This window comes from Crocosphaera sp. Alani8 (assembly GCF_038442745.1).
Taxonomy (GTDB): domain Bacteria; phylum Cyanobacteriota; class Cyanobacteriia; order Cyanobacteriales; family Microcystaceae; genus Crocosphaera.
In genome coordinates, this window is the sequence record NZ_JARVCN010000396.1 from 1 (window position 1) to 24,873 (window position 24,873).

17 protein-coding genes are annotated in these 24,873 nt (G+C 37.4%); 9 read left to right on the plus strand and 8 right to left on the minus strand.

What is annotated here, in order from left to right; genetic code table 11:
- Positions 1-354 precede the first annotated feature (354 nt).
- Positions 355-864, minus strand: a complete 510-nt coding sequence (gene apcB, locus P9B04_RS19685; RefSeq protein ID WP_342056672.1) for an allophycocyanin subunit beta — start codon at positions 862-864, stop codon at positions 355-357.
- 202 nt (positions 865-1,066) lie between these two features.
- Between apcB and P9B04_RS19690 the strand changes: the two genes are divergently transcribed.
- Entirely contained in the window at positions 1,067-1,678 is a 612-nt protein-coding gene (locus P9B04_RS19690; RefSeq protein WP_342056673.1) for a DUF1997 domain-containing protein, read from the plus strand.
- Between the two features lie 73 nt (positions 1,679-1,751).
- Here P9B04_RS19690 and P9B04_RS19695 read toward each other — a convergent pair whose 3' ends face one another.
- On the minus strand, positions 1,752-2,003 hold the full coding sequence (locus tag P9B04_RS19695; RefSeq protein WP_342056674.1) for an RNA recognition motif domain-containing protein: 252 nt from the start codon (positions 2,001-2,003) through the stop codon (positions 1,752-1,754).
- Between the two features lie 322 nt (positions 2,004-2,325).
- Here P9B04_RS19695 and clpB point away from each other — a divergent pair, with 322 nt between their 5' ends.
- Both clpB and P9B04_RS19705 read left to right on the plus strand, forming a co-directional pair.
- Positions 2,326-4,944: an ATP-dependent chaperone ClpB gene (gene clpB, locus P9B04_RS19700; protein WP_342056675.1), complete on the plus strand. Its 2,619-nt coding sequence runs from the start codon at positions 2,326-2,328 to the stop codon at positions 4,942-4,944.
- 124 nt (positions 4,945-5,068) lie between these two features.
- Positions 5,069-6,637, plus strand: coding sequence for a Na+/H+ antiporter (locus P9B04_RS19705; protein ID WP_342056676.1), 1,569 nt, complete (start codon positions 5,069-5,071; stop codon positions 6,635-6,637).
- Between the two features lie 146 nt (positions 6,638-6,783).
- Here the strand turns inward: P9B04_RS19705 and P9B04_RS19710 are convergent, their stop codons facing one another.
- The 5 genes from P9B04_RS19710 to menD form a co-directional block, all read right to left on the minus strand.
- Complete coding sequence (locus tag P9B04_RS19710; protein ID WP_342056677.1) at positions 6,784-7,347, minus strand: Uma2 family endonuclease; 564 nt, start codon at positions 7,345-7,347, stop codon at positions 6,784-6,786.
- A 23-nt stretch (positions 7,348-7,370) separates the two neighbouring features.
- Positions 7,371-7,535, minus strand: a complete 165-nt coding sequence (locus P9B04_RS19715; protein WP_446718022.1) for a DUF6887 family protein — start codon at positions 7,533-7,535, stop codon at positions 7,371-7,373.
- 17 nt (positions 7,536-7,552) lie between these two features.
- Positions 7,553-8,278: a phytochelatin synthase family protein gene (locus P9B04_RS19720; RefSeq protein ID WP_342056679.1), complete on the minus strand. Its 726-nt coding sequence runs from the start codon at positions 8,276-8,278 to the stop codon at positions 7,553-7,555.
- A 5-nt stretch (positions 8,279-8,283) separates the two neighbouring features.
- Positions 8,284-9,495: a M20 metallopeptidase family protein gene (locus tag P9B04_RS19725; protein ID WP_342056680.1), complete on the minus strand. Its 1,212-nt coding sequence runs from the start codon at positions 9,493-9,495 to the stop codon at positions 8,284-8,286.
- 186 nt (positions 9,496-9,681) lie between these two features.
- On the minus strand, positions 9,682-11,466 hold the full coding sequence (gene menD / locus P9B04_RS19730; RefSeq protein ID WP_342056681.1) for a 2-succinyl-5-enolpyruvyl-6-hydroxy-3-cyclohexene-1-carboxylic-acid synthase: 1,785 nt from the start codon (positions 11,464-11,466) through the stop codon (positions 9,682-9,684).
- A 527-nt stretch (positions 11,467-11,993) separates the two neighbouring features.
- Between menD and P9B04_RS19735 the strand changes: the two genes are divergently transcribed.
- Both P9B04_RS19735 and P9B04_RS19740 read left to right on the plus strand, forming a co-directional pair.
- Complete coding sequence (locus P9B04_RS19735) at positions 11,994-13,190, plus strand: hypothetical protein (protein ID WP_342056682.1); 1,197 nt, start codon at positions 11,994-11,996, stop codon at positions 13,188-13,190.
- A 243-nt stretch (positions 13,191-13,433) separates the two neighbouring features.
- On the plus strand, positions 13,434-16,472 hold the full coding sequence (locus P9B04_RS19740; protein WP_342056683.1) for a plasmid replication protein, CyRepA1 family: 3,039 nt from the start codon (positions 13,434-13,436) through the stop codon (positions 16,470-16,472).
- A 34-nt stretch (positions 16,473-16,506) separates the two neighbouring features.
- Here P9B04_RS19740 and P9B04_RS19745 read toward each other — a convergent pair whose 3' ends face one another.
- Positions 16,507-17,277 (minus strand): carbon dioxide-concentrating mechanism protein, encoded by a 771-nt coding sequence (locus tag P9B04_RS19745; RefSeq protein WP_446718023.1) that lies wholly within the window; start codon positions 17,275-17,277, stop codon positions 16,507-16,509.
- Between the two features lie 627 nt (positions 17,278-17,904).
- On the opposite strand from P9B04_RS19745, the gene ppc reads away from it, so the two are divergent.
- From ppc to P9B04_RS19765, 4 genes are all read left to right on the plus strand, one after another.
- Positions 17,905-20,949 carry a phosphoenolpyruvate carboxylase gene (ppc, locus tag P9B04_RS19750; protein ID WP_342056685.1) on the plus strand — a complete coding sequence of 1,015 codons (3,045 nt, stop codon included), beginning with the start codon at positions 17,905-17,907 and terminating at the stop codon, positions 20,947-20,949.
- Between the two features lie 22 nt (positions 20,950-20,971).
- Positions 20,972-22,051, plus strand: a complete 1,080-nt coding sequence (locus P9B04_RS19755; RefSeq protein ID WP_342056686.1) for an AI-2E family transporter — start codon at positions 20,972-20,974, stop codon at positions 22,049-22,051.
- Between the two features lie 448 nt (positions 22,052-22,499).
- Positions 22,500-23,987, plus strand: coding sequence for a cyclic nucleotide-binding domain-containing protein (locus P9B04_RS19760; RefSeq protein ID WP_342056687.1), 1,488 nt, complete (start codon positions 22,500-22,502; stop codon positions 23,985-23,987).
- Positions 23,988-24,181: 194 nt separating this feature from the next.
- Positions 24,182-24,856, plus strand: a complete 675-nt coding sequence (locus P9B04_RS19765) for a hypothetical protein (protein WP_342056688.1) — start codon at positions 24,182-24,184, stop codon at positions 24,854-24,856.
- Positions 24,857-24,873: the final 17 nt, after the last annotated feature.

The following is a 24,873-nucleotide window of genomic DNA, read 5'->3' on the forward strand; positions in this document are numbered from 1 at the left end:
AGGAGTTATAACCTAAATATTGGGTGTACCTCATGAGTGTGAGAAACGCTATATTGTCTGTAGACTTTTATAGCAGTTTCAGTTTCCAATTGGATAGACAAATCTTCGAGCTTTCTGACAAGGAGAGTGGGAGAATGGGAGATCACCGTGTCCCCTTGTCCCCTTGTCTTTTGAGACTAAAAGTAATTGCTACTCAACTGAAAAACGCTGTCAGCTGATGGCTGATGGCTGAACGCTTACAAACTAGCCAGTTTTATCGAAGGTGCAAGATTTAAATGATAACTGATCACTGACAATTGAAAAAAGCGATCGCCCCCATAAAAAAGCGATCGCCACAACTATCGATAAAGTCTATTAAATGGAAACTTCACTAAATTCTCGACTCATGTGATCGAAAGGTTGATCCACAAAAGCAGTATTACTGACTCCAGCTTCAACCGCCATAGCTTTCACCTTGTCTTTCATTATTTGGATACCGCGAACCGTGGGGGCGATGGGAACCCCTAATGAATTATAGGTTTCTCTTAATCCTTGCAGAACCCGTTCATCGAGGACTGTGGGATCTCCAGCAACTAAAGCATAACTAGCGTAACGCAGATAATAATCCATGTCCCGCAAACAAGCCGAATAACGACGGGTTGTGTAAGCGTTACCCCCTGGACGGATCAGTTCTGGAACTTCCTCAAACAGTTGAAGACCGGCTTCTTTGACAATATCTGGGGAACTGGCGTTAATTAAGCCAGCTACCTTGATGCGATCGCTTCCCGACTCAAAGTAAGATTTGAGACTGGTTATGGCATCTCGGTCTAAGTAACGACCTGTTAGATCATAGTTTTTAATTAAGGCAGTAACGGCATCTCGCATTAAAGTTTTCTCCCAACAACAATTTTTTATGGCTTACCAACAAGCCGATTTTTCCCAATCAAAAGGAATCTATCTGATCATAAACCCCTAGATCATATAAGTCTAGGGGTGTTACAATGTGTCATTAATCAAAATTATAGATTTTGACAATTTTCTAGTAGTGTATTTGTTATCACACTAAGGCAGAACACATAATATCTCAATGCTTGATCCAAATTTTTCACATCAGATTTATTTTAAAGCGTCTGAATCTCTGTCATTACCTGTTAAAGAGGCACCCGTACCCATCCATCATTATCTTAGACAACCTCAACGCTTGGTAAAAGCGATCGCAGATCCTAAACTCATGGAACAGTTATCAGACCACGAGTTTCGCCTGAAAATGCGTCCTTTAAATTTTATGGATGTTTATCATTTTCAACCCACTGTGGTTCTGGGGGTTTGGTCTGATAGTAAGGGAACGGTTTTCCTAAGATCCCAAGATTGCGAAATTAGAGGAATTGACTATATTAACGATCGCTTTTCTTTGACATTGAAGGGAAAACTTTGTCCTCAGCAACAAAATGGTAAAACCTATTTGCAAGGAAAGGCTAATTTAACGGTTCAAGTGGACTTACCACCTCCTTTGTGGATAACTCCTAAACCTTTATTGCAAGTAACGGGTAATAGTCTTTTAAAAGGGGTTCTCGGTCGTATTAAACAGCGATTGCTTAATCAATTGTTGAAAGATTACTATAACTGGGTTGAGTCTCAATCTGAATCCGTTAAACTCAATAATTCCGGCAGTTTCGGTGATCCTTGTCCGGAATCGTAATCAGCATAGGGGGCAAAATTTCAGATAAATTAGAAAAACCCCTTTTTTGTTAAAAAGGGGCTTAAAGTGAGGATTAGTTTTTTCTCCTCTCGCGGGCTTCATCTACTTTCATTGTTCGTCCCATCCACTCAGCCCCATTCAGGGTTTCAATGGCCTTAGATTCTTCATCACTTGTGCTTAATTCCACAAAAGCAAACCCTTTAGGACGACCTGTGTCTCTATCCGTGGGAACATGGACCCTCTTGACCGAACCATAATCTGAAAAGACTACATTTAGGTCCGCTTCTGTTACCTCATAAGAGAGGTTTCCGATATAAATTGACATGAACGGTTTATCTCGATTTCAACATTTTGAGCCTGATTTTTGGAGAAAATATTAGCGATACTAAACGGAGCAAACGGATAATTATGACTAACTTACTTTTCTCTCAGTTTTTAATGCTCTAATTTTATCATAACACAATTTTCCCTGCTTAAGTAAAATATCTTTAATTTTTCATTGTTAACTATTTGTAGCAGTATTATTGAATCTATAAAAAGCAAATACTTAATGGAAACCCAACCTAAAAAAGTGGGGTAAACCGTCGTTATTTACAGAGTTAGCTGAATTACAATAACAATGTAATCCATTATAGATAATCCTAACTATGCAACCTACTAACCCCAATCAATTTACAGAAAAAGCCTGGGAAGCCATTGTGCGAACTCCTGATATTGCTAAACAAAATAGTCACCAACAAATTGAAACAGAACACTTGATGAAATCTTTAACGGAACAAGAAGGATTAGCCACAAGTATTTTCAATAAAGCTAATATTAGTGTTCCTAAATTGCGAGATAGAACGGAAGATTTTATCCGTCGTCAACCCAAAGTCTCTAACCCAGGGGAGTCCGTTTATTTAGGCCGTAGTTTAGATAGTTTACTGGACAGAAGTGAGAAACTTCAGCAAGAATTTGATGATGACTATATTTCCATTGAACATTTACTTTTAGCCTACGGTAGAGATGATCGTTTTGGCAAAAATTTGTTCAAGGAGTTCGGGTTAACAGAAAAAGACTTAAAAGAGATTATTAAACAAATTAGAGGTAACCACAAAGTGAGCGATCAAAACCCAGAAAATAAGTACGAATCCTTAGAAAAATATGGAAGAGATTTAACTCAATTAGCCAGAGAAGGTAAACTCGATCCTGTCATTGGTAGGGACGATGAAATCCGCCGCACCATTCAAATTTTATCCCGTAGAACCAAAAACAATCCTGTTTTAATCGGGGAACCAGGGGTGGGAAAAACAGCTATTGTGGAGGGATTAGCCCAACGAATTATTAATAGAGATGTTCCAGAATCTTTGAGGGATAGAAAGTTAATTGCTTTGGATATGGGTTCACTAATTGCTGGTGCAAAATACCGAGGAGAATTTGAAGAAAGATTAAAAGCTGTCCTAAAAGAAGTAACGGATTCTCAGGGCAATATTATCCTCTTTATAGACGAAATTCATACCGTTGTTGGTGCCGGTGCAACTCAAGGGGCCATGGATGCAGGGAATCTTTTGAAACCGATGTTAGCACGGGGAGAATTGCGTTGTATTGGCGCAACAACTTTAGATGAATATCGTAAGTATATCGAGAAGGATGCTGCCTTAGAAAGACGTTTTCAAGAAGTTTTAGTAAACGAACCCAATGTAGTAGATACTATTTCTATTTTACGGGGACTCAAAGAGCGTTATGAGGTTCATCATGGGGTAAAAATTGCCGATACAGCATTAGTAGCAGCCGCAGTGTTATCTAACCGTTATATTAGCGATCGCTTCTTACCGGATAAAGCTATCGATTTAGTAGATGAATCAGCTGCTAAACTGAAAATGGAAATTACTTCTAAACCCGAACAATTAGACGAAGCAGATCGTAAAATTCTTCAGCTAGAAATGGAAAGACTTTCTCTACAAAAAGAGGAAGATATAGTATCTCGTGAACGGTTAGAAAGACTAGAAAAAGAACTAGCTGATCTTAAAGAGCAACAATCTCAACTCAATGCTCAATGGCAAGCAGAAAAAGAAGTAATCGATGAGATTCGTAAACTAAAAGAAACTATCGATCAAGTTAACCTAGAAATTCAACAAGCTGAACGGGATTATGATCTAAATAAAGCTGCTGAATTACGCTACGGCAAACTAACAGATTTACAACGACAGGTAAAAGAGCTAGAAAGTAAAATTGTAGAAAGACAAACCACAGGAAAAACTTTATTACGGGAGGAAGTTGTCGAATCAGATATTGCCGAAATCATCTCTAAATGGACTGGGATTCCTATTAGTAAACTGGTTGAATCAGAAAAAGAAAAGCTATTACAATTAGAAGAAGAACTGCACGAAAGAGTAATTGGGCAAGAAGAGGCTGTAACTGCTGTTTCAGAAGCTATACAACGTTCTCGAGCAGGGCTTTCTGATCCCAATCGTCCGACGGCAAGCTTTATATTTTTAGGTCCAACTGGAGTAGGAAAAACTGAATTAGCTAAAGCCTTAGCTAAGAATCTTTTTGATACCGAAGAAGCAATTGTTCGTATCGATATGTCCGAGTATATGGAGAAGCATAGCGTATCTCGTTTAATCGGTGCGCCTCCGGGGTATGTAGGCTACGATGAAGGAGGGCAATTAACAGAAGCCATTCGTCGTCGTCCTTATTCAGTAATCCTTTTTGACGAGATAGAAAAAGCCCACGGTGATGTCTTCAACATCATGTTACAAATCCTCGATGATGGACGCTTGACAGACTCTCAAGGTCGGGTAGTAGACTTCAAAAATACTATCATTATTATGACCAGTAATATCGGTTCTGAATACATTTTAGACGTAGCTGGAGACGACACTCATTACGAAGAAATGCGTTCTCGTGTTATGGACGCAATGCGAAATAATTTCCGTCCTGAATTTCTCAATCGTATCGATGAGATTATAATTTTCCATAGCTTACAAAAAGCACAACTGCGATCAATTGTTAATCTACAAGTTCAACTACTAAGAAGTCGTTTAGAAGAACAAAAAATGTCTCTCAAATTAGCAGATATTGCTTTAGATTTTGTCGCTGATATTGGTTATGATCCTGTTTATGGTGCAAGACCCCTAAAAAGAGCGATTCAACGATACTTAGAAACCCCTATTGCTAAGTCAATTTTAAGAGGAGAATTCAAAGCAGGGGATACAATTTTTGTAGAAGTTGAAGACGAAAGATTAACTTTTAAACGGTTACCCTCTGAAATGTTGACCATTTAATAGAAAAAGGAACATAATCAGTATTATGTTCTTCTATCCTCAATATTGACCAAGAAAGATGTAAGGGTTTAACGCTGTTAAACCCTGAAAAAAAGGTTGATAATCAACTAATTAGGAGTTTCTTATGAGTTTAGAAGCTAGTGCGGCTGACATTGCCATTAAGCAGAATTTAGAGCAATTTTTGGTAGTTTTATCCGTTTCTTTGAGCGTGGCCACTGTGTCACGTATTTTTTCTTGGTTCCGACAAATTCCCTATACTCTTTTATTAGTAATTGTAGGATTAGGATTAGCATTTGTTGATGTTAGATTAGTCAATCTTTCTCCTGAATTAATTTTGGAGATTTTTTTACCACCTTTACTGTTTGAAGCTGCTTGGAATATTCGCTGGCGAGAGCTAAAAGAAAATTGGATTCCCGTGGTTTTATTTGCCGTTATTGGGGTGATTATTTCAGTAGTTGGTATTGCTTTAACTTTGAGTCAATTAACCCATTTAACTTTACCTATTGCCTTATTAGTGGGGGCAAGTTTGTCAGCAACCGATCCGGTTTCTGTTGTGGCTTTATTTCGAGAGTTGGGAGCAAGTAAAAAGTTAACAATCTTGATGGAGGGGGAGAGTTTATTTAACGATGGAGTTGCGGTTGTTGCCTTCTTATTGCTGGTAGGAATACCATTAGGAACAGAAGTGTTTTCTGTCACAGGAACGGTAATTAGCTTTTTTAAGTTTGTTGGTATTGGTATCGGTTTAGGTTGTTTAATAGGATTTGGAATTTCTTACTTAACCCAACGTTTCGATCTACCTTTAGTTGAGCAATCTTTAACTTTAGTTTCCGCTTATGGAACTTACCTGATCACAGAAGAATTGGGTGGATCTGGGGTTATTTCTGTGGTAACAGTGGGCATTATTTTGGGTAACTTTGGTTCTCGTATTGGCATGAATCCAAGAACCCGACTATTAGTATCTGAGTTTTGGGAGTTTATTGCCTTTTTCGTCAACTCGATTGTCTTTTTATTAATAGGTGATCAAATAAAGTTTAGTAGTTTAGGAAATAATTTAGATATTATTGGTGTGGCTATTCTCGCTGTATTAATTACTCGTTTAGTTAGTATTTATGGGTTGGCAAAATTTAGCAATGTTTTTACACAAGTTGATATTAGTTTATCAGAACAAACTGTACTTTGGTGGGGTGGTTTAAGGGGTTCGGTTTCTATTGCCTTAGCTTTAAGTGTACCGGTTTCTGTAACAGGACGACAAGATATTATTGATACAGTGTTCGGTGTGGTTTTATTTACCCTATTAATTCAAGGTTTAAGCACACAATGGGTGTTAAAAAAATTAAACTTAGTAGGAGATCAATCTTTACGTCAGGAATATTCGGAATTACTAGCCCGTAAAATTGCTTTAGGAAGAGTTATTGACTATTTCCAAACCTTAGATGAATCTCCTCGTGTTGACTCAGAATTTTATCGTTATGAAAAAAACTTAGTATCAGGTCAATTAACATCTGTAGAAGAAAAAATTGATCAACTTCAAACAGAATATCCACAACTAAAATCCATTGCCATGCAACTACTGAAAGACAAATTGTTAGACATTGAAGCAGACACTTATGCTGAATTAATTCGTGGTGGACAACTAGGGACAAATCTCTCCCCTTTGATATTAGATATTTTAGGTGAAGGCGAGGAGAAATAAACGATGGTAACTGGTAACTGCTCACTGATACCAAATCTGCTCTTCTGACCCCTTTTATTTAGTCTGTAGTTCCTGAGTATTAAGCCAGCAATGGTAATCATAGCAGTTTTCATTTGCATAGATTATCTGACATATTTTTAACAATATTAATCCCATAAACAACCAAACACATCACCCACTGTTAACTGTGATTCTTGCATAAAATCAGGTAGAGGTAAAATTTCTAAACCGTCTTCAAAAAATGCAGGTTGCTGTTGAGGAAGATAAACAAAAATAGTTTGCTCATTAGGATCAATTAACCATCCCATTTGTGAGCCATGATTAAGACTATGCAGAATTTTTTTGATAACTTTAGTTTGACTTTGTTCAGGAGATAAAATTTCAATTATCCAATCAGGAGTCCAAGGAAAAACATTTGCCACTGCACCATTATCATCTCTGGGAATTCTATCCCATACAAAAACGGCTAAATCTGGGACAATAGATCTACCAGCAAAAGTACATCTTAATTCAGGAAAAGCTCTAGCAATTTTCTGCGGTCTAACTATTGTATTAATTGTTGTTCCTAGTTCCATTTGAATAGCACTATGTTTTCCCTGCGGCATCGGTTTTTGAATAATTTTTCCCTGGATGTATTCACTAGCAGGTTTTGTTTCTGGTAAGGTCAGAAATTCCTCTAGACTTAAGGTTGCTTTTAGGATTTTTAGCATGAGTTTGACTCAATTTTAGCTTTTCAAATAGCTTCTAATTCTTGCTCTGAAATATCTCGGGAATAAATGGTTGTTTGGGGTAAACGACGATTAATAAATAACTCGCGGATCGCTTCATTATCAGTTCTATTTTCACGAATATAAGCTTTTAATTTGGAACGAGACATTTTCTTACAATTTGGTTTCATAGTCAACCTCTACAAGCTCATTGAGAACTAATTAACACAAATCCTCTGGTTTTTTTGGAAGTAGAATCAATGGTATTAGTAGCTTTCCAAAGGTCTGTTGCTTTTACCCAAACCGGGGGATATTTGTAACGAGAAACATCTAAAATTAAAAAGCGATCGCTTTCTTGATGATAAGCTGCAATCGGGGAAATATGACCCCCTCTTTCTTGTCCAATGGAAGAGCGTAAATAGTTGACTAAAACAAAGTTTTTTTCTTGTTTTAAATTATTAACAATTCGTTGACGAAAGCCATCTAAACTTACCTCATCTCCGTGATAAACTTCTACCTCCAGGGGATAACTTTTCAGTAAACCTCCTAATTCTTGCAGAGTCATTCCTTGTCTAGAAACAGTTTCTTTAGTAATTACACTTTCTGTCTTCGGGTTATCAAAAACATTATCCTGAGTAAAACGATTATACCTCACCCATTCTGTGGCTTTTGGTGCAGGGGTGGATAAAGCATTCAACACCATTACCATACTAGCAACCCCACAAAAAGCTAGATTGTCTTGGGTTTCAAATTGCAGCGTTAAAGGGATATAATCCTTACGAGCTTGACTTTCTATTAATAAAGTTTCCCCTCGAGAAGAGTTAAAATTAATCAAATTTTCAGACAAGGGTAAATTGGTTTGAGCAAGGAGTTGAGACGGAATCAAAGCAACTCCCAACAACAAAATCCTTGCCATTAATTTACGAATCTTCATTGACCTTAATTACAAAACTTTTCTACACAACGAACAAACATTTCTACTCCTAACGTTAACACAGTTTCATCGAAATCGAAGCGAGGATGATGGTGGGGATAATTTAAGCCTTTTTCGGCATTAGCTGAACCTAAAAAGAAGTAACACCCCGGAACGTTCTCCAAGAAGAAAGACATATCTTCCCCTCCCATTGTTTGGCATTCAGGGGCAATACCGACGGGAGTTTCTATTACTTCTAAAGCCACAGATTTAACCAAGTCAGCCATCTTTTCGTTATTGATAACGGGAGGATACAATCGCCAATAATCTAACTCGTAATCTGCCCCGTACCCTGCACAAATACCTTTAACAATGTCCTCTATTCTTTGGTTAAAATACCCTGCAAACTCGGGATTAAAATAACGTACAGTCCCACTCATTCTAGCCGTATCAGCAATAACATTTAAAGCTGTTCCTGCGTGTAACTCTCCCACTGTCACCACTGCCGAATCAATAGGATTAACGTTACGAGAGACAATGGACTGTAAAGCGTTGACAATCTGTGCGCTAACCACCACGGAATCAATGGTTTGATGGGGCATCGCCCCGTGTCCTCCTTTGCCGAAGATATTGAGGCGAAAACACTCTACGGCAGCCATCAACGGACCACTACGCACCCCTACAGTACCTACAGGAAGATTATTCCATAAATGTAAACCAATGATGCTATCTACATCAGGATTGCTTAGCACCCCTTCCTCTATCATCGGTTTAGCACCACCGGGACCCTCTTCTGCGGGTTGAAAAATAATTTTTACCGTTCCTTTAAAGTGTTGGCGGTGTTGCCACAAATAATAGGCGGTTCCTAGGGCGATAGTAGCATGACCATCATGTCCACAAGCGTGCATAGTTCCTTCGTGGAGGGAACGGTAGGAGACTTCGTTTTCTTCGTAGATGGGTAAAGCGTCTATGTCAGCGCGAATAGCTAAGACTGGGCCAGGGTGATGACTCTCAATGGTAGCAACAATCCCCGTTTTAGCAATACCTGTTTTGTGAGGAATGCCTATCTTTGTTAACGTTTGATGGATAAAATCAGAGGTAATTTCTTCCTGGAAGCCTAATTCTGGACGCTGGTGTAGATAACGTCGCCATTCTACTAATTGAGCTTGAAGAGTACGAATTTCTAGGCGAATTTGCGAAAAATCAACTGAGTCGGCTTGAGGAAAGGTAGAGATCATAAAGTACAGTTAGTTCGAGAGATTTAAGATTAGTGGTTAGAGACGTTAACAGTCAAATATTTTAACTTTTTTAGTAGTTTTTCACATGGGTTTAGTTTATCTGTAGCAATCAGTCATTAGTTGTGACAATTTGGGTCTGAGGTATTAAGGTAACAATGGTAACTGATAAAAAAGGTATCTCATCAATCATTCCTGATTGCTATCTATCCGAGTAGTTGTGTCATCAATTATGGATAATTTGGTGAGATTATATTGTAACCAAAGAGCATCTTTTTTTCTATCCGTCTGCAATTCTAACACACGAATTCCTATTGAGGGTAGGGGATTCAACAGGTGTTTTAATTGTGTCCAACTTTTGATTAAAATATGTTCAATGTTGTAAGTTTTACATAGTAAAGAAAAATCAATATTTTGAGGAGTAGTAAAATAATTTTCAAAGAACAAATCATCTTGAGCAATAGGTAACATTTCAAAGATTCCTCCTCCGTTATTATTAATTAAAATAATAGTTAAATGACCTTGAAAATATTGCCGTATTAACCAGCCATTGGTATCATGTAAAAGAGCTAAGTCACCTGTTAATAAGATACTACTTTTTCCCTTATGAGCTATTCCTAATGCAGTAGATAATGTTCCTTCAATACCGTTCGCACCACGATTAAAATAAGGCATTAATTCCAGTTTATTAGGCATCCAGAAAAATTCTGCATAACGCACTGACATACTATTAGCAATGAAAATGGGGGTCTTACTGGGTAAAGTTTTAGATAAAATAAAAGAAAGTTTTGCTTCTAATAAATTTTCAGTGCTTTCTAAGCTATTTTCAATATTTATGTTGATTAATTTGTTGCTAGTATGCCACTTATTTAAATAATTTACATCTATATTTTTAGCTGGATATTCTTTAGATGATTTGATTTCTGTCTCTTGAATATCAACCCGAATATAACGAGTTTTGTTATGAAGAGGATTGATGTTATCAGGACGACTATCAAGAACAAAATACTCAACTTGACTATCTTCTAACCATGCTCTTAATTGCTTACTGGTGGGAAATTCACCAATTTGAATCACTACATCAGGAAATAATTCTTCTGCTAATTTCTTATTACGAAGCAAAATATCGTAAGTATTAATTAAATTAGGAAAATCTTGACCATAATTTCTTAAAGGAGATAATGCTTCCGCTAAAATTGGATAATTTAGTAAGGTAGATAAAGAAAAAATTTGCTCGCAGTATAAGTGGGGATTTTTTGCATTAAAAACTCCAGCAATAATAATTCCTTTAGGTTTAAATATCCAGTCATCTAAATAATCAGATAAATTATATTTACATAACGTTATTTCGTCTCTCTTATAAACATTGTCAAAAAAATTATCAAAAATTACTTGAGAATATATAGCCTCAATTTCTGGATCAAAAATAGGGGCTAAAGGTTCACGAAAGGGACAATTTAAATGAGCGATTCCCTGATAAGGAACTAAGCTATGATCCCAAGCAGTAATTATAGTCTGCCTGAGATAAGATAACATTTTTATCTCCGCAGAAGGCAAAGATAATTCTGTGTAGAAATTACAATAATTGCTGTATAATTTAACCTGATCAATGGTTTGTCCTGCGTGACAGTTCCTTAATTCTGGAGGGCGATCTGCCGTAAAAATTAATAAGGGAACTTGACTTTCTTTCGCTTCAATAACTGCTGGATAAAAATTAGCTCCTGCTGTACCTGATGTACAAATCAAAGCAGTAGGAATATGGTTCTTTTTTGCTATTCCCATAGCAAAAAAAGCAGCCGATCGCTCATCTAAAATAGGGATAGTTTCGATATTAGGATGACTAGCAAAAGCAAGGGTTAAAGGAGTTGATCGAGATCCTGGACAAATAACCGCAGTTTTTAACCCTAAACGAGATAAAGTCTCAACAATAACCGAGGACCATAAAGTATTTGTATTACGAAAATCAAGCTGCATTTTTTACTAATTGATTAATCCTTCTCCATCTATAGCATTTCTCATACTTGTGAGGTACAGAGGTTATCACTTTGAGGCAGGAGGCAGGGGGCAGGAGGCAGGAGTTAGGTGTACCTCATGAGTCCGATAAAAGCTATATTGTCTATTATCCATTTTTTCAGGTGTTCTGGCACGGGATGAGTTTCGTCGCTTTAATTTATTAACCCTACTTCCTGCAATTTTAGGGCAATGTAAAAATTAGTTATAACCGAGTATATGTACATAGTATTCTTTTAGCTAAACTGAAAATCACGAGCTATTTACTAGGAAATACTACATACCTTTTAAGTAATTATATCTATTATTTTATCTTTAGATGAATAGTCTTTTTGCTTTCTTTATATTAATCTAAAGCTTCTTTACAAAACCTTTAATAATCCATCAGCTTAAAACCTCAAAAAAGACTTCAGTAAATACTTGTAATTCTCAAAAAAAATGATAAGCTGTTATCTGTAAATGCTTATAACAATTTTTAATTAATTATTTTTATGGATCTCAATCTTCTTTTACCGCTTATCAGAAAAAACCACACCAGTAGTGGTTTTACTTTATTAGAATTATTATTGGGAAGTGTTTTAACCTCCTTCGTTATGGGTGTAGCTGGATGGAGTTTAGTGCAGATTCTGACCCTGGATCAAAAAGCATCAGCGAAAGGCAACATTCAGTATAATTCCAACCGTGCTTTAGAATTTATTTCAGAAGAAGTCAAACAGGCTAGAAAGATCGAATCTAATGCAGTAGCATCCTTAGTTGAGGCACCTGATTTTCCCCTTCCCGATGGAGCAGAACCCATCGTTGTTTTGGACATTTCTAGCCTACCTCAACCGGTTGTTTACTCTACAAAACCAGCAGAAAATCTTTGGGAAGGTCCCCATGTAATTGAGCGATGGGGACCAAGGATAAATGAAAACGGGGTATACGATCCAACCCAAGTCAATAACCCCGAAAATTGGGAATCTTATGTCTTAATCGATAGTATCGATGACGCACTAGAAACCCCAAGTTGTTCTACTGGTTGGCAAGAGACTAATTCCAATGCAACTCGAGGATTTAATGCTTGTGTTGACCCCAACGAAAAACTGGTACAACTCAATTTAGCAACCACCACTGATAACAAAACTTGGCGAGAAGAGGTCAACTATGAAGTAGAAACGGTGGCTTTTGCTAGGAGCAGTGAACCTATAATCATCTTCGAGGGCAAAAAATTAATCCTCCCAAAAGCCTCCACCGTAAAGTTTGAAATTTTAGGGGGTGATGTGGTTTGTTCTTCTGGGGGTCCTGAAATTTCTGTAGAAACCAGTCTTTTTATCGATGAAAACGAGCAAACATGGGACACTGATTCTCCCCTAATTTTAACTGATCAACCAGCCGGAACCACCTTCGATGTCAAATCTGTTTCAGACGGTAGGCCGAACTGCGATCTAGGAATGACCGTATCTACCACTGATAAGGACTCACCACAAGTTAGGGTTTTGGTGGATGGGGACGAAGTTCCAGATATTACTCCTTTTGCCAATCAAAATACCATTGATTACTTTTTACGAGATTATATAGAAAATGGAAAAGTAAAACTTGCTGATAACGAGGCTATTTATTTATTTGAGTTAGCGGTAACCAATGAGCAAAGTTCAGCTTTTGACTTACAAGATAACGTGGTATTAGCAACAGTTGACCCCTCTAATTAACTACAAATCTTAGTTAGGAGTTAGAATGTTAAAACTTATGTACTAAAAAAATTTATAATCATTTCAACAAAATAGTTCACTTGTCCCTTCCATATTTAGTGTCTTGTGCTTAACATTGTAGATCCAAACGCTACATATAGAGCATGAGATGTCAGGGAGGGAGTTTGCCTGAGCAAATTTACTACTAACCTCTTCTTTTGCGTTGTGGGAGTTGAGTAAATTGAATTGTTGGGAGAAGAGAAGGTGAACCATCAACAAGAATGGCGCAATAGTTGGGTTGACGAGCAACTCATAGAACTTAACGTGACAACCTTAGAAGGAATGTCCCCGTGCGAGCATTTGCTGTATTCCGATCAACTTCCCCGACGCAACGATGGCAGACTCACTAACTATATTTTACAACGTTATCAACATACAGAAGAAGGGGGTTGGTGGTGTTCAGGAATCGATGTGATGACGGGCGATCGGGACTTGTGGGGATGTTTTAAACCCAAGCAGCCGCGTCTTAGTTATGATCAGGGTAAACCCATTAAATACGAACATCCACCCCAAACCCCCACAGGAATCTTTGCGTTAGAAGTTCCCTTGCATCTTTGGATGACTATTGCGCAACGGTATGACATTAATTTTACCAAAGATATGGTTGATACCACACAAGTAGATGGAGGATTTTGGCAATGGGTGATAGCTAATCCTTCTATACCCCTTTGTATCACAGAAGGAGCTAAAAAAGCAGGAACTTTGTTAAGTGCTGGATATGTAGCGATCGCTCTTCCTGGGATTAATAATGGCTATCGTACCCCAAAAGATGAACAAGGAAACCGCATCGGTAAATCCCATTTAATTCCTCAGTTAGAAAAGTTATGTTCTGGGAGACGAGAAATTTATCTGACATTTGACCAAGATAGTAAACCTAATACTATTAAAGCGGTTAATCATGCTATTCGGAAATTAGGTTATTTATTAACTCAGCTAGAATGTCCTGTTAAAGTAATTCATTGGCAGTCGGAGCAAGGGAAAGGAGTAGATGATCTAATAGTTAATCAGGGTCAAAAAACCTTTGATGAGTGTTATCAAAATGCCTTACCTTTAGAGTTATGGAAAGCGAGAGAGTTTACTCAATTAACCTATGAGACAAACCTAGAAGTCAATTGTCGTTATCTTCCCAGTTTAGTGATTCCTGATGCTGCCAAGTTAATTGGGGTTAAGTCTGCTATTGGGACAGGAAAAACCCAAGCTTTAGCTAAAATTGTTAAACAAGCGATCGCCGATAATCGAAAGGTTTTAGTGATTGGTCATCGGGTTAGGTTAGTGGAGCAATTATGTCAGCGATTTGGACTTCCTTACATTACAGAAATTAGGAACAATCTTATTGATCAATCTTTAGGTTATGGGTTGTGTATTGACTCCCTACACGAAAATTCTCAAGCTAAATTTAATCCTGAAGATTGGCAAAATGCCCTAGTTATTATCGACGAAATAGAACAAGTAATTTGGCATGGTTTAAACTCTGAAACCTGTACTAATAACCGTGTTTCTATTTTGAGATGTTTCAAAAAACTTACGCAAACTGTCTTAAACAGCGAAGGTAAAATTTTTGCTGCCGACGCTGATTTAAGCGATGTTTCTTTAGATTATTTGATAGCATTATCAGGAATCGATTTAGAACCATTTATTATTCAAAATCACTGGAAATATACCCCAAAAGAAACATGGCAAGGTTATAACTACATAGAAAATAAACCTAAAAACTTCCTTCAAGATTTAGTGGAGCATATTCGAGAAGGAGGTAAACCTTTTGTTTGTTTATCTGCTCAAAAAATTACTAGTAAATGGGGAACTCAAACCTTAGAATCTTATCTAAAAAAACAATTTCCTACGACTAAAATTTTACGAATTGACTCTCAATCCTTAACCGATCCTAATCATGAAGCTTACGGGTGTATTACCCAACTAAATAAAATACTGACTAATTATGATGTGGTTTTAAGTAGTCCTGCGATCGAAACAGGGGTTAGTATTGATATAAAAGATCACTTTACTTCGGTTTGGTGTCTTGCTCAAGGAGTACAAACCCCCACCTCTATTATTCAATCTTTAGGAAGAGTAAGAGATAATATTCCCCGTTATCTTTGGTTAGCAGCTTATGGATTTAATAAAGTCGGTAATGGGGCAACATCTATTCCTAATTTATTAACATCTGGTCATCGTTTAACCCACTTGAATATTAGATTTTTACAACAATCTGATCTTGAATCTTTGGATGATTTAGATACAGGATTTCAAGCAGAATCTTTATTGTGCTGGGGAAAAATCGCCGTGAGAATCAATGCACAAATGATTCACTATCGCGACACAATTCTGAGAACTCTTCAATTTCAAAATCACCGAATTAGTCTATCCACAAGAAAGAAAAAAAACGAACAAAAAACAAGAAAAAAAATCAAGCAACCTTCATCTAAGTCCAACAGTAAGCTTATAGAAACTATCGAAGAAGTAAGACAAAAGAATTATCAACTAGACTGTGAAAAAGTTGCTCAATCTCCAGACTTAAATAATGAAGAATATCAAGCCATTAAAAATTCTTTAGTTAAAACAACAAAAGAAAGAAGAAAACTCAAAAAATATGATTTACAACGTCGTTATTGCATTCCAGTCACCCCTCAATTAGTTGCCTTGGATAATGAAGGTTGGTATCAAAAAATAAGAATTCATTATTTCTTAACTAAAGGTCGTCATTATTTAGCAGATAGAGATGCAATCATCGCTAAAAAGTTAATTGAACAAGGACAAGGAAGTATCTTTTTACCTGACTTTAATAGTAGTCAATTTGGTGCTATTATTGGAACAATGGAAGTTTTAGGTCTTCCCGTTCTCATCCAAAATCTTAATCGCAAGTTAATCAATATTGACCCCGATCTTCTTGAAGTAGCCAAACTTGCCATCAATAATAGGCAAGATATAAAAACAATTATGGGTATCGGGATTGCTAAAAATGCCAGTCCTATTACCATTATTAGGCGACTTTTGGATAAAATAGGATATGGTTTAAGCTGTTGCGGAACCCGAACAATAAATAAGAAAAGGGTTCGACTATATCAAGTTGTTACTCCCGACGATGACAGAGAAAAAGTCTTTCAACAATGGCTATTAAAAGATCAAAACCGGCCGGGAACTTCTGAACCTTGGTTTGAATCCTATCTATTACCAAAATCCCCTAATGAACATAGTTCAAGTAGTAGTAAACATATTCAGTTGAGTTTAAATTTTTCAACCGAATAAGAGACTACAAAATTGATAATTGGTAGCACTTATTTTAATCAGAAGTTTCCTCGATCTTTTCTTCGATTTCTGCTGGCTTTTTCATCACCAAGGGCTTTTTTTCCAATTCTGGTAAGGCTAATAATTCCCGTTGATGTTGTTTCACAGGTGTTGGCATTAACATCGGTAACGGTTCTTTTTCGTCCCACCAGTAACTAGCTACGGGTAAAGTATGCTCTAAATCTTCTAAAAGTCTGGGGATAACCATCATTGCGTGTAATTCGCCAATTTTCTCCGCTTCGTGCATACCTGCTTCGATCGCCACCGCTACATTAGCCACAGATCCCCGAATAATGGCGGTACAAAGTCCATCGCCAATAATTTCGTAGGATGCCAACTGTACATCAGCAGACTTTAACATAGCGTCAGCCGCCCCCACCATAGCAGGGAAACCCCTGGTTTCTATAAGTCCGATGGAACGATTACTAAGACGACTGTAACCCTGTTGCTGTTGAGCAATTTCCACTAGATGACTACCAATAGGGAAAACCGCCTCTAAATTGGGCATAGGACGAGCAATAACCAACTTAGAAATTAATTGACCGAATTTTTCGGCTGTTTTTGCCCCTTCCTCCACCGCTAGGCGAACATTGGCGACTTTTCCCCGTACAATGGCGGTACAGTGTCCACTGCCGATTTTTTCGTACCCCACCAGAGTAACATCTGCTGATTTGAGCATCATATCGGCGGTTCCCACGATCGCAGGGAAACTGTGGGTTGAAATAAGGCCAAGTGCGCTATCACTGGGCAAATGAGATGATTTCATACTGGGTTGGGATTGTGAAGCATAACGGTGGTTAGAAGTAGCAATACTTGTCATGTAATCCTGTTTGTATCGGTGGGTAGGTAGAGATTAATATAGGGTTTTGTTTATCTATTTTTATTGTAGTTAATTTTTTATTAATTTAGAGAGCGCGACGGCAGATAAACTCTTGTGTCTAAGATTGATAATAATTGATTGTCGGTTAATTTATCAACTGGATTACTTGACTAGAGTGATGGGATTGTAACACTTTTTAACTGAGTACATCTACCCGAATTTAACCGTAATAGATTGAGTTTAGAATAATTAATATTTCACTTTAATATTTATAATATCCCATGAATTTTTGTGTCTTTTACGTTACAAAAACAGAACCCTTAAAGCATCATTAAAATTTTGGTAAAATGGAACGGTAACTTACTCTAAATGAGAAAAGAACCGATAAAATAAGGGTAGTTGGTAGTTAATAACGATATTCTCAGCGAGGGGAATCCACCCCTTACCATTGAATTTATCCACCAATGTCAGAAAAATCCAGAAAATTACACTGGGATTACGATCGCTTCGGTGGGTTGTGTTATTTAACATTACCTTTGAATCAAAAACAGTCCCTCGAGGTTCCTACTGGTTATGCTTCTTGAATCATTACAGTCCACAGTTGAAGAGATTAACATTTTTTCAACCTCTGATCTCTTCTTACGTCAGCGTCTCAAATTAGTGGAAAGTTTATGGGAATCAGTATTAAAGGCTGAATGTGGTCAAGAATTAGTAGACTTATTGGAAAAATTACGAAAAATTTGCTCGCCGGAAGGGCAAGTCACCGATAAACCAAAAACCTCTGTCAATGAACTCATAGAAGGATTAGAACTAAACGAGGCCATTCGCGCAGCCAGAGCTTTCGCCCTTTATTTTCAACTAATCAATATTGTCGAACAACACTATGAACAAAGAGATCAACAATTAAACCGACGAGCAACCTATCAAGAATCGGAAAAAAAGAGGGAAAATAACCAAGCAAAAGACACTAATGGTTCCGAAGGCACCGACTTACTAGAAAAAGCCTTAGTGGGAGGAACAGAAAATCAGGCAGCAGGAGGAACCTTTCACTGGTTATTCCCCCAACTGAAAAAGTTAAACGTTCCCCCTCAACAAATTCAAAGGCTACTGGAACAATTAGACATCCGCCTCGTTTTCACCGCTCATCCCACGGAGATTGTTCGTCATACCATCCGCCTCAAACAAAGACGAATCGCCACCCTCTTGAGACGCTTAGACCTAGCAGAAGAGGCATTTCGGGGTATGGGGTTGAATAGTTCTTGGGAAGCAGAATCAATTATTGAACAACTCAACGAAGAGATCCGCCTTTGGTGGCGCACAGACGAACTCCATCAGTTCAAACCCAGTGTTCTCGACGAAGTGGACTACACCCTACACTACTTCGACGAAGTATTGTGCGATGCTCTACCCCAACTGTCTCAAAGGTTGCAACAAGCATTAAAAGAGAATTTTTCCAAAATTCAACCCCCCCGTAGTACCTTTTGTCGTTTCGGTTCCTGGGTAGGAGGCGATCGGGATGGGAACCCCTTCGTTACCCCAGACGTAACCTGGAGAACCGCCTGTTATCAACGCAACTTAATTTTGAAAAAATATTTAACTGCGGTCAAAGATTTAACGGAAATTTTAAGTTCATCCCTACACTGGAGTAACGTTTCTCAGGATCTCCTGGACTCCTTAGAAAGAGATCACGTCGCCATGCCGGAAATCTACGAGGAGTTCGCCATTCGTTACCGTCAAGAACCCTACCGCCTCAAACTAGCCTACATTCAAAAACGCCTCGAAAATACCCGCGATCGCAACAACTACCTAGCCAACCCAGAACAACGACAAATTATAATCGAAGAAACCCCCGAAAATATTTACCACTCCGGGGCAGAGTTTGAAACCGAATTACAACTGATCAAACGAAATCTAGAAGAAACTGGCTTGAAATGTCAAGCCCTAGAAAATCTGATTTTTCAAGGGCAAATGTTCGGCTTTAACCTCACCCAGTTGGATTTTCGTCAAGAATCTTCCCGTCACTCGGAAACCATCGAAGCCATTGCCAATTATTTAAACATTCTACCCCGGCCCTACGGCGAACTCTCGGAGGAGGAAAAAGTCCGTTGGTTAGTAGGAGAACTAGAAACCCGTCGTCCTCTCATACCTATGGAAATGCCTTTCGATGAGAGAACTATCGAAACCGTAGAAACAATGCGGATGTTGCGTTATCTACAGCAGGAGTTTGGCGTAGAAATTTGTCAAACCTACATCATCAGCATGACCAACGATGTCAGCGATGTGTTAGAAGTGTTGTTATTAGCCAAAGAAGCAGGACTCTATGACCCAGGAACCAGTACCACCACCATCCGCATCGTTCCCCTATTTGAAACCGTAGATGACTTAAAACGCGCTCCTGAAATCATGGATGCTTTGTTTAAGCTACCCTTATACCGCGCTTCTTTGGCTGGAGGGTACGACTACCTAGACGAGAGTAAAACAGAACAATTACCACCCCCTCAACTACAACCTGCCAACCTGCAAGAAATTATGGTGGGTTACTCCGACAGTAACAAAGATTCTGGTTTCCTCAGCAGTAACTGGGAAATTCATAAGGCACAAAAATCCCTACAAAAAGTAGCCGAACCCTATAACCTCGACCTCAGACTGTTTCATGGTCGTGGGGGTTCCGTGGGACGTGGAGGGGGACCTGCTTACGCAGCTATTCTAGCCCAACCCACCGGCACCATCAACGGACGCATCAAAATTACCGAACAAGGGGAAGTGTTAGCTTCTAAATACTCTCTCCCAGAACTGGCTTTGTATAACCTAGAAACGGCTACCACCGCAGTGATCCAGGCGAGTTTACTGGGTAGTGGGTTCGATGATATTGTCCCCTGGAACGAAATCATGGAAGAATTAGCCAGTAGTGCCAGAAAAGCCTATCGTAGTTTGATTTATGAACACGCAGACTTTTTAGACTTCTTCCTCTCTGTCACCCCTATCCCCGAAATTAGCCAATTACAGATTAGTTCTCGCCCCGCCAGACGAAAAAGTGGCAAAAAAGATTTGAGTACCCTACGGGCGATTCCTTGGGTGTTTAGTTGGACTCAAAGCCGTTTTCTGCTGCCAGCTTGGTACGGTGTGGGAACCGCCTTAGAAAGTTTCTTGCAACAGGAACCAGAGGAAAATTTGAAGCTGTTGCGATATTTTTACTTGAAATGGCCGTTTTTTAAAATGGTGATTTCTAAAGTAGAAATGACCCTTTCTAAAGTTGACTTACAGATCGCTAACCACTACGTTAAGGAACTCTCTAACCCAGAAGACATCGAGAGATTTGGAAAAGTATTTGATCGCATTTCTGAAGAATATTACCGCACTTGTAACATGATTTTGAGCATCACCGAACAACCGAAATTATTAGAAGGAGATGCTAATTTACAGCGATCGGTACAGCTAAGAAACGGAACGATTGTTCCCCTCGGTTTCTTACAGGTTTCCTTGTTGAAACGATTACGTCAATACACCCGTCAAGCAGAATCAGGGGTGATTCACTTCCGTTATTCTAAAGAAGAATTATTACGGGGTGCTTTACTAACAATTAATGGTATTGCAGCCGGAATGCGTAATACTGGTTGATATTGTGAATGATAATTAATCTATGGACAATCGTTTTAAAGTTGTAGAAATTGTTGATCTGATCATCAGACTATTCCTGATCGGATTGTTGTTAGCTTGGTGCTTTCTCCTAATTCGTCCTTTTCTGGGAATTATGCTCTGGGGAATTATTATGGCGATCGCTATTTTCCCCATTTTTCTCTGGTTAAAAAATCGTTTGGGGGGACGGGGGAAATTATCTGGGGTAATCCTAACTTTATTGGGGGTTGCTGTTATTGTTGGACCGGTAAGTTTTATTGCGACTATTTTTGTTGATAATGCGCAAACTTTTACCGATAAACTTACTACTGGTAATCTTGTTATCCCTCCTCCCCCCGAAGGAATAGAAACATGGCCTTTTATCGGAGATAGAATTGATAGAATTTGGACATCAGCATCTCAGAATTTAGCTGCGGTATTGAGTCAGTTTCGACCACAATTAGAACAACTAGCAAAAAACTTATTATTTCTCGCCGCTAATGTTGGTTTAATTTTACTTAAGTTTATTCTTTCTATCATCATTGCAGGAATTTTAACCATCAATTCTGAAAGATTGAGTTCTCGAATTGAACAGGTTTTTTTGCGTATCACACCCCAACAAGGCCAAGGGTTTTTACAACTTGCTACCGCTACTATTCGAGGAGTGACACGGGGAATTATTGGCGTTTCTGCTTTGCAAAGTCTTCTCATTGGTATTGGTTTAATAGTAGCACAAATTCCTTTTGCTGGTTTATTGACCCTATTATGCTTAGTGTTAGCAATTATTCAAATTGGGCCAGGTTTGGTTGTTTTTCCAGCAATTATTTTTGCTTGGTCTACTATGGGAACCTTTACTGCATTACTATTTACCCTGTGGATGATTCCTTGTACCTTAGTGGATAATATCCTTAAACCTATACTAATGTCTCAAGGTTTACCAGTTCCCACAATCGTCATTTTAATTGGTGTTTTGGGAGGAACTTTAGTTCACGGAATTTTAGGTTTATTTATTGGTCCAGTTATTCTCAGTTTGGGTTACGAATTGTTGGTTGCTTGGGTTAATCAAGATGCTAAACCTGTTTTAAATAGTGCTGAGAATGAGTAATTAATAATTATTTTAAAATTCGTTGAACATCTTTTTCTTGACCTAAGAAATAAAAAATCTTTGTTAAAAACAACTGCCTTATTATTGTGCGACGATAATATAAAGTCGGAATAAATATTTTAGCTTTGTGACTCTACGATATAGCACGAAGCATTTTGGTTAGGACTTTTTCTTATTCCCTGTTCCCTATCCCCTGTTCCCTTTCACCAAAGTCTATATGTCCTAACTATTTTTTTCTAGTTCTATAGTATCGAAAATTTTTGATTATTGAAAATTATATTAAACCTGAGTTCGGTGTTCGGAGTTAATTTTTTTTTGACGAGATGATCGGGGTTTTAGACTCCTTAACTTGATAGATTTTCGATAACTTTTTTTATATCTAACTTAGGTATATTAAGTAACAAGAATCAAATGAATTAATACTGAGCAATATAATGGCAACGAACTTATGAGAAATTTACAAACCTTTTTAAACAATATTATTAATATTTTAGAGAGCATTAAGTTTCCCGTTGGGAAAAACGAAATAACACTAATTTATTTATTACAAGTCATTGCTTACTTGATAATTATTCTTGTTTTAGCTAGTTACTTTAATAGGATTTTAAGACAAAAGATATTAAAGAAAATAATTAGCGAGTTTGGTATTCGTTATGTTTTTGCCAGTATTATTAGTTATGGATTAGGTGCCTTCTGTTTCATTATTATACTACAAATTACAGGATTTAATGTATCTACCCTTGCCTTTTTAGGAGGAGGTGTTGGGATTGGAATTGGATTGGGATTGCAAGGAATTACAAAGAATTTAGTCAGTGGACTCAGTGTATTACTGGAAAGAAAAATTAAAATTGGTCACTTTATTAAATTTAAAGATGTTGAAGGTTATGTTACTGAAATTTCAACTCGTTCTGCTACCGTTAAACTGGAAAATGGTTCTTCAGTGATTATTCCCAACCGAAACTTAATCGAATCGGAATTAACTAATTATCATTATAAAACAGATCATGCCCGCTTGTCCCTATTCATTCGTGTCGATTATAATAGCGATTTATTATTAGTAACTGAAACCTTATTGATTTGTGCTTATTCTGAAACTAATATTTTAAAAATTCCTCCTCCCCAAGCTATTTTTAAGGGGTTTGGAGATAGTTGTTTAGATTTTGAACTCTGGATTTGGATTAACAGTGATAATATGGGTATTCGTTTTGAGGTTCTTAGTTCTTTGTACTTTTCTATTGAATATCATCTGCGAGAAAGAAATATTAGAATACCTTTAGCACAACGAGAATTATGGTTAAGAAATTTCAACCGTACTAATGAAACGTTTTCTTTCTCTACAACCCAACAAGACTTAATTCCATCTACTAATTCTGATAGAATAGAAAATAATTACCAATCAGAGAATATATCCACATCATCGACTTTATTTTCCATCACTAAATTATTAGCTAAGGTTGAATACTTTAAAACACTGAATGATTTACAAATACGGAAACTAATTGAGATTGGTACATTAAAAGAAATCAAAAAATCTGAGATTTTATTTAAAGAAAACGATCCAGGAGATGCCTTTTATATTATTTTATCAGGCTCTGTAGAAATATTCACCGAAACTTTAAAGAAAACCTTAGCTGTTTTACAAAAAGGAGACTTTTTCGGAGAATTAGCTTTAATGTTGGGTATTCCTCGTACAGCAACAGTAAAAGCTATACAAGATACAGTGTTATTTTCAATTAACAATAAACAGTTTGACCAGCTACTAAAAAATTATCCAGAATTATGCGAACGAATTGTAGAAGAATTAGGAAAAAATGAAGATGAATTAGAAAAGAGACGGGAAGAATTAAGAGAAAAAGGATTATTGAAACCAGAAGAACAAGACAGTAACATCATTCTTTGGGTTCGTCAACGTCTTCAATCTTTATTAAGTTCATAAACTATTAAGATAAGTAGTCGGACATAAATAAACAGCACTGTATTAACTTGTGTTAACAAGTCTATAACCTTTACCTGTTCCCTGTTACCTTTCTTCACAGATAACTTTAAATTTGTCCAACCACTTATCATAAGTAAGTAGGTAAAACTGGTTTTAGCTTGCACAGTCTACACTAATTTACACTAAAAAAACCGATGAAGCTTTTTCATCCCGGACTCAGAGAACTTCTTAATGTTAATCAGTATCTCAAGAATCATAAAATGGGATTTCTCACTATTGAGACTCCCTTACCTCAATGGTTCAAAGCTATTAATAAAAAAATTCCCTATAAGATTGGATTACAACTCAGAAGAGAATATCGTCATCTCGCTATGGGATTGCAATCTTTGAAGCTTCAGGATGTTGATAGTATTTATGTAATGGAAATTTATAATCAACATCTTTTATTTTTATTACCTTTCCTCAGGCTAACAAATAAACCAATTTTCCTAGGTTTACACGGCAATCAAACTTTGGCCAAAGAACATTGGCTGAAAAGTCTCGGTTTTCAACTTTTGAAGTCCTACTTAGCTTCTTCTCCTCAAAGCAAAGCTATTCTTCTCGAATTGAATGATGATTTTTGTGATGCAAAATATCAATTACCTCCCCAGTCAAAACTGGTCATTCCTCATCCTATTATTAGTGAGGTAGAACCTTGTTTAAAATTGGGAGAAAGATTAGTAAAAGATTATAAATTTATAATTGGTATTGTGGGAATTGTTCGAGAAGATAAGCCCATTAACCAATTATTGAATCAAGTTATTACTTATGCTCAAAAATATTCTCATTGTCAAGTAATACCAAATCCGCTCTTGTTATACCCTTTATAAGCTAGAATAGGCAGATG